Annotated in this window: 7 protein-coding genes; 4 read left to right on the plus strand and 3 right to left on the minus strand. The window is 69.2% G+C overall.

Features of this window, described 5'->3' with window-relative positions; translation table 11 throughout:
- A partial coding sequence (locus GTP90_RS34075) for an MBOAT family O-acyltransferase (protein WP_161087670.1) occupies positions 1 to 1,283 on the minus strand: 1,283 nt, incomplete at its 3' end.
- Between the two features lie 211 nt (positions 1,284 to 1,494).
- On the opposite strand from GTP90_RS34075, the gene GTP90_RS34080 reads away from it, so the two are divergent.
- Together GTP90_RS34080 and GTP90_RS34085 are read left to right on the plus strand one after the other, a co-directional pair.
- The gene (locus tag GTP90_RS34080) at positions 1,495 to 2,490 is read left to right on the plus strand and encodes a glycosyltransferase family 2 protein (RefSeq protein ID WP_161087671.1); all 996 of its coding nucleotides are present in this window, start codon (positions 1,495 to 1,497) and stop codon (positions 2,488 to 2,490) included.
- 68 nt (positions 2,491 to 2,558) lie between these two features.
- On the plus strand, positions 2,559 to 4,646 hold the full coding sequence (locus GTP90_RS34085; RefSeq protein WP_161087672.1) for an ArnT family glycosyltransferase: 2,088 nt from the start codon (positions 2,559 to 2,561) through the stop codon (positions 4,644 to 4,646).
- Positions 4,647 to 4,656: 10 nt separating this feature from the next.
- Here GTP90_RS34085 and GTP90_RS34090 read toward each other — a convergent pair whose 3' ends face one another.
- Positions 4,657 to 5,073, minus strand: coding sequence for a GtrA family protein (locus tag GTP90_RS34090; RefSeq protein ID WP_161087673.1), 417 nt, complete (start codon positions 5,071 to 5,073; stop codon positions 4,657 to 4,659).
- Positions 5,074 to 5,076: 3 nt separating this feature from the next.
- Positions 5,077 to 6,024, minus strand: a complete 948-nt coding sequence (locus GTP90_RS34095; protein ID WP_254452177.1) for a glycosyltransferase family 2 protein — start codon at positions 6,022 to 6,024, stop codon at positions 5,077 to 5,079.
- A gap of 139 nt (positions 6,025 to 6,163) precedes the next feature.
- On the opposite strand from GTP90_RS34095, the gene GTP90_RS34100 reads away from it, so the two are divergent.
- Positions 6,164 to 6,541, plus strand: coding sequence for a GtrA family protein (locus GTP90_RS34100; RefSeq protein ID WP_161087675.1), 378 nt, complete (start codon positions 6,164 to 6,166; stop codon positions 6,539 to 6,541).
- The coding region (locus GTP90_RS34105; RefSeq protein ID WP_161087676.1) for a GNAT family N-acetyltransferase at positions 6,538 to 7,067 on the plus strand (530 nt) is incomplete at its 3' end. The genes GTP90_RS34100 and GTP90_RS34105, both read left to right, overlap by 4 nt.

A 7,067-nucleotide genomic window follows, 5' to 3' on the forward strand; every position in this document is an offset into this window, starting at 1 on the left:
TCCAGCGTCTGGCGCGGCAGGCGCACGGTGGCGATCAGCGCGCCGATCGCCAGCGCCAGGGCCGACGAGGCGGTGAAGTCGAGCTGCCACGGGTGCGGCGCGGCCGCCTCGGGCTGCAGGCCGGCCATGGTGCGCAGGAAGGACAGCGCGTGCGGCACGCTGTCGGCGCGGAAGAACACCCAGCCCAGCATCACCATCAGCAGCGTGTAGGCCTGCGCCACCAGCGCCGGCAGCCGCGCCAGCGCCGCGCCCAGGCCCAGGCGCTCGAGCACCAGCAGGGCGCCGTGCCACAGGCCCCAGATCACGAAGGTCCAGGCGGCGCCGTGCCACAGGCCGCACAGCAGGAACACCAGGCCCAGGTTCAGGTAGGTGCGCAGCGGGCCGTGGCGGTTGCCGCCCAGCGGAATGTACAGGTAGTCGCGGAACCAGGACGACAGGCTGATGTGCCAGCGGCGCCAGAATTCCGTCATCGACAGCGAGGCGTACGGGCGCTCGAAGTTGGGCGGGTAGCTGAAGCCCAGCATGTGGCCGATGCCGATCGCCATGTTGGAGTAGCCGCCGAAGTCGAACAGGATCTGGATGGTGTAGCAGGCGATGCCGATCCAGGCGCCGGCCGTGGTCAGCTGCGACGGGTCCTGGCCGAACAGGCGGTCGGCCGACAGCGCCACGGTATTGGCGATCAACATCTTCTGCGCCAGGCCGACAATGAACTGGCGGAAGCCGGCCCAGATGCGGGCGTTGGGCAGGTCGCGGTGCTCGATCTCGTGGGCGATCTGGCGGTAGCGCACGATGGGGCCGGCGATCAGCTGCGGGAACATGGCCTTGTACATGGCGAAGCGCCAGAAGCTGCTCTGCACCTCGATGTCGCGGCGGTACAGGTCGATCAGGTAGGAGATGCCCTGGAAGGTGAAGAACGAGATCCCCAGCGGCAGCACCACGGCCGGCACCGTCACGCCGTGGCCCAGCGGCTGCGCCAGCTGGTTGTAGATGCCGGCAAAGAAGCCGATATATTTGTAATACATCAGGAACGCCAGGTTGGCCGCCACGCCCAGCACCAGCATGGCCTGGCGGCGGCGCTCGCCCCGGGCGGCGTTGATCAGCCAGCCCACCCCGTAGTTCAGCAGCGCCGACGCCAGCAGCAGCGGCACGAAGCGCGGCTCGCCCCAGGCGTAGAACAGCAGGCTGCCGATGAGCAGCACGCCGTTTTTCCACGGCAGCACGTAATACAAGAACAGGAACAGGGGGAAGAAATAGAATAAGAACGTGGCGGAACTGAAAACCATGAATAACCTCGATAGGGGACCGGCCCGGTCGCCGCTGTCAACAAAAAGATTGCTGGGGCGAACATTATCGCAGACCTGCCGTATAATCACGGCGGATTATACTTGCCTTATATGTAACCGGCTGTAACGGCACTTGCCGCACCGATGGCCGCCCCGTACCTTAAACGCCCCCGCATTGACGCCCCCTCAACCACCGAAGCCACCGAAGACTATGCAGCAAACCAAATCCCCGTCCGTCGCCGTCGTCATTCCCAGCTACAAAGTGACGCGCCATATCCTCGGCGTGCTGGCGGCGATCGGCCCCGAGGTGGACCGCATCTACGTGGTCGACGACCGCTGCCCCGACCAGTCCGGCGCCTATGTGCGCGCCCATAACACCGACCCGCGCGTGGTGGTGGTCGAGCATGCGGAGAACCAGGGCGTGGGCGGGGCCGTCATGACCGGCTACCAGGCCGCCATCGCCGACGGCGCCGACATCATGGTCAAGGTCGACGGCGACGGCCAGATGGACCCGGGGCTGATCCCGGCCTTCATCGCCCCCATCCTGGCCGGCGAGGCCGACTACACCAAGGGCAACCGCTTCTTCGACCTGGAGCAGATCGGCAGCATGCCGCCGATGCGCCTGTTCGGCAACGCCATGCTGTCGCTGCTGACCAAGCTGTCGTCCGGCTACTGGGACCTGTTCGACCCGACCAACGGCTACACCGCGATCCACCGCGACGCCGCCCGCCACCTGCCGTTCCACAAGATCAGCAAGCGCTACTTCTTCGAGACCGACATGCTGTTCCGCCTCAACACGCTGAACGCGGTGGTGCACGACGTGCCGATGGACGCGGTCTACGGCGACGAGGTCAGCAACCTGAAGATTTCCAAGATCGTCACCGAGTTCATGGCCAAGCACGTGCGCAACTTCTGCAAGCGGGTGTTCTACAACTACTACCTGCGCAATATGTCGCTGGCCTCGATCGAGCTGCCGCTGGGCGCGCTGATGCTGGTGTCGGGCAGCGTCTACGGCGGCCTGCACTGGATCGACTCGGCCCGCGCCGGCCTGCCGACCGCGGCCGGCACGGTCATGCTGTCGGCCATGCCTATCCTGATGGGCATGCAGCTGCTGCTGGCCTTCCTGGCCTACGACATCGCCTCGGTGCCGCGCAAGCCGCTGCAGGGCCGCGTGCGCCTGACGCGCAGCACACTCGTGCGCAACTGACGCCGCAGCGCGCGGCCGCCAGGCGCGGCCGCGTTGCGGTCGCCCCACTCCAACCCATTCGATAGCCCATGCGCCCACTCCACCGCCTTGCCGCCCGCATTCCCCGCCTGTCCGATCCGGTCCTGTTTTCGCTCGCGCTGCTGGCCATCTTCCTGTACCTGGTGTTCCGCAACATCGGCCTGTACCCGACCGTGTTCGGCGACGAATGGTCGTACAGCAGCTTCACCCGCCTGACGCCGTTCAAGGACACGCCGGTGCCGTCCTACCTGTACTACACGGTGTACCGCCTGACCAGCTTCTGCGGCGACGGCTTCCTCGAGTGCGCGCGCCTGATCAACGCCGTGTTCTACGTCGGCAGCACGCCCTTCCTGTACCTGATCGCGCGCCAGTACATGCCGCGCCGCCTGGCCGCCGTGATCGCGCTGCTGGCCGTGCTGGCGCCAACCAATAGCTACACCGCCTACTTCATGCCGGAAGCCATGTACTTCTTCGGCTTCTGGCTGTTCAGCTGGACCGTGCTGCGCGGCCTGGGCCGGGTCGACGTCCGCGCCGTGATGCTCAGCTCGGCGATCCTGGGCCTGATGGCGATGGTCAAGGTGCACGCGCTGTTCCTGATCCCGGCCTACGTGGTGTACCTGGCCTACGCCGCCTTCGCCCAGCGCAAGGCCGGCGACGGCTGGCGCTGGCTGCGCCAGGCGCTGCTGCTGGTGGCGGTGGCGCTGGCCACGGCCGCCGCGGTGCGCTGGTCGGTGGGCTACCTGTACGCCGGCCGCAACGGCCTCTACCTGCTGGGCACCTTCTATTCCAACCAGGCGCACAGCCGGCCCGGCGTGGGCGTGCTGATCCAGCTGGCGCTGGCCAGCCTGCAGGGCCACCTGATGGGACTGGTGCTGATGTGCGGCATGCCGCTGGCGGCCGCCGCGCTGCTGTGCGCCAGCCGCGTCCAGCGCAACGGCGCCGCGCGCGGCAGCAACACGCTGCTGGCCTACGCCGCGCTGATGATCCCGTCGCTGGTGGCGGTGACCGCGCTGTTCACGGCGCTGGTGGCCGGCGGCGGCGGCGAAAGCGGCGTGCGCCTGCACATGCGCTACTACGATTTCGCGCTGCCGCTGATGCTGATGCTGGCCGGCACCCAGCTGGCGGCGCCGCGCCCCGGCGTGGGCTGGCGCGGCCGCCTGCTGGCCGCGCTGCCGCTGCTGCTGGCGACCTGGGCGGCCTGCCGCTACCTGGTGCCGGCCTACACCCCCAACTACATCGACAGCCCGACCCTGTACGGCATCACGCGCGACCACGGCAGCATGCTCGGGCTGACCGCCTTCGGCGTGGCGGCGCTGCTGCTGTGGATCGTCCAGCCGCGCCAGGCCGCGCGCTGGTTCGTCTACATCGTCACGCCGCTGGTGGTGGTGGTCTCGGGCGTCAAGCTCAACCAGTACACCCGCATGGCGCAGCACGCGGACGCCTTCGTCAAGGCCGGCCAGTTCGCGCACCACTACCTGGCGCCGGAGGAACTCAAGCACCTGACCATCATCGGCGACGACGCCGGCAACCTGCTCAAGAGCCGCTTCTTCGTCGACAGCGTCGAGGCCAGCGTGCTGCAGGTGCCGCCCGGCCAGCCGATCCCGGCGGAGACGCTGGCGCAGCCGCACGCCTGGCTGCTGGTGGTGGGCGACTATCCGCTGCCGGCCGGCGCGGTGCGCCACAGCGGCATGCGCGGCTTCACGCTGGCGCGCCTCGTGCCGCCGGAGGAAGCGCGCCAGCACCGTTTCGCCGAGGCCGAGGACAACACCCTGCGCAGCACCGGGCTGTCGGGCATGGAGCATTGGGGCCGCTGGTCCGACGGCGAGCTGGTCACGCTGCGTTTCGCCCAGCCGCTGCCCAAGCAGTTGCTGCTGCGCCTGGACGTGGCGGCCTACGGGCCGAACGCCGGCCTGGACTTCCAGGTCACGGCCGGCGGCCAGACCGTGCCGCTGCGCGCGGACGGCACGCACGGCATGAAGGAACTGCGCTTCAGCACCGACGGCACGGCGCGCGTGATCACCATCAAGGTACCGAAGCCGACCTCGCCGCAGGAACTGGGCAACGGCAGCGACCAGCGCAAGCTGGGCATCGGCCTGTACAGCCTGGAAACCGTGGACGCCGCCGCGCCGCGGCCCTGAGCCGGGCCGCTCAGCGCTGGAACACGAGGAATTTGGCGCTGAGGAAGTTCAGCGCCAGGCCGGCCAGCGTGCCGCAGCACACCGCCAGCAACGGCGCGGCCGGCTGCAGCGGCGCGGCGGCCGGCCAGTGCGCCATCAGCGCGATGACGGCGGCCGAGACGCCATAGTTGACGGCGCCGCCGAAGGCCATGGCGCCGACGTAGCGCCACCACTGGCGCCACGCGCTGCCGGTGGCGGCGTCGAAGGTGTAGCGGCGGTTGATCTGCCACGTGACCCACACCGCCGACAGGAAGGACAGCACGCGGCCGGCGTGGAAGCCGCTGCCCAGCGCCAGCGCCAGGTACAGCACCAGCACGTCGACCGCCAGCCCGGCCACGCCGGCCACGGCAAAGCGCAGCAACTGCAGGCGGACGCGCGGCGCCAGCATGGGTCAGGCGTCGGACGCCGGGCGCGGCGCCGGCACCGCCAGGTAGGCGAAGCGCTTCTGCTCGATGCGGCCCTTGGTGACGGTGTCGAGGATCAGGCCGCACGACAGCGACAGCACGCTCAGCATGCCCAGCCCGGTGCACAGCACGGCCGTCGGCAGGCGCGGCACCAGGCCGGTGCGCAGATAGGTGGCGACCAGCGGCTCGGCCAGCACCAGCGCCAGCAGCGCGCACAGGCCGGCGCCCAGGCCGAAGAACGGCAGCGGCTTTTCGTTCTTGAACAGCTTGACGATCATCCACAGGATGCGGACGCCGTCGCGGTAGGTGTTGAGCTTGCTGACCGAGCCCTCCGGCCGCGCGCCGTAGCGGGTCGGCACCTCGGCCACCGGCATGCGCAGTTCCAGCGCGTGCACGGTCAGTTCGGTCTCGGTCTCGAAGCCGGCCGCGTGCGCCGCGAAGGACTTGGCGTAGCGGCGCGAGAACACGCGGTAGCCCGACAGCATGTCGGTGAAGGTGTTGCCGAACACGGCCGCCACGCAGCCGGTCAGCAGGCGGTTGCCGAAGCGGTGGCCGAAGCGGTAGGCTTCCTGCTCGTCGCTGTGGCGGGTGCCGACCACCATGTCCAGGCTCTCGTCGAGCAGCCGGCGCACCAGCTGCGGCGCCACGCTGGCGTCGTAGGTGTCGTCGCCGTCGACCATCACGTAGACGTCGGCGTCGACGTCGGCGAACATGCGGCGGATCACATTGCCCTTGCCCTGCTGGCGCACGCTGCGCACGATGGCGCCGGCCGCGCGCGCCACGGCCTGGGTGTCGTCGCTGGAGTTATTGTCGAACACGTACACGGGCGCGCCCGGCAGGCAGGCGTTGAAGTCGCGCACGATGGCGGCGATGGTCAGGGCTTCGTTGTAGCACGGGACAACGATGGCGATACGGTGCTGGGGAAAGGGGTTCAATTGAGCATCTGTAGGGATCGGTGGCGAAATTGTACAGGAGTCCGCTTGTGCCGCACACCGCAGCGGCCCGCCGCTTTGCCCCCGCCGCGGGCGGACGCTGCTAAAATGGCAGCCCTTCGGCCCTCGGATCGCATTCTTCATGGTTAAACAGATGTTCCTGCAACGCCAGTTCCTGGTCTTCGTGGCCGGCGGCGTGCTGACCGCGCTGATCGACATCGGCCTGATGCAGCTGGCGCTGCGCGCCGGCCTGCCGCCGCTGACCGCGGCCAGCCTCGGCTTCGTGGCCGGGCTGGTGGTCAACTACGCCTTCCACGCCCGCGTCACCTTCGCACGCCTGAGCCAGAGCCACAGCATGTGGCGCTACCTGGTGGTGGTGGCGATCAATTACGGCCTGACGCTGCTGCTGGTGGCGCTGGCGCAAGCGCTGCTGGGCAGCCCGCTGGCCGGCAAGCTGGTCTCGCTGCCGGTGGTGGCCGCCAACGGTTTCCTGTTGAGTAAATTCTGGGTATTCAAATGACTGCTGACATCGCCACTCCCACCCTGACCTTCGCGCCGGTGCGCTACGACGAGGCCGCGCTGGCCCAGTACGGCGCGCTGTTCGCCGCCTGCTTCCCGGACGCCTCCAAGTTCACGCCGGCCTACCTGCGCTGGCTGTACGCCGACAATCCGGACGGCGCGGCGGCCGGCTACGACGCCTGGGACGGCGAGCGCCTGGCCGCGCACTACGTGTGCGTGCCGGGGGTGGCGCGCATCGGCGGCCAGGACGTGCGCGTGCTGCTGTCGCTCAACACCGCCACCCATCCGGACTACCAGGGCAAGGGCCTGTTCACCAGGCTGGCCGCGCTGACCTACGACAGCGCCCGCGAGCAGGGCTACGACGCGGTGTACGGCGTGGCCAACGCCAACAGCACGCCCGGCTTCATCCGCAAGCTGGGCTTCCAGCTGGTGCGGCCGCTGGAGGCGCGGCTGGGCTGGGGCGGGGTCGGCACGCGGCCGCACGGCCAGGGCGCGCCAGTCAGCTTCGAGCGCCAGCGCAGCGCGGC

Origin of the sequence: Duganella vulcania, from assembly GCF_009857655.1 — a bacterium.
GTDB lineage: Bacteria > Pseudomonadota > Gammaproteobacteria > Burkholderiales > Burkholderiaceae_D > Rugamonas > Rugamonas vulcania.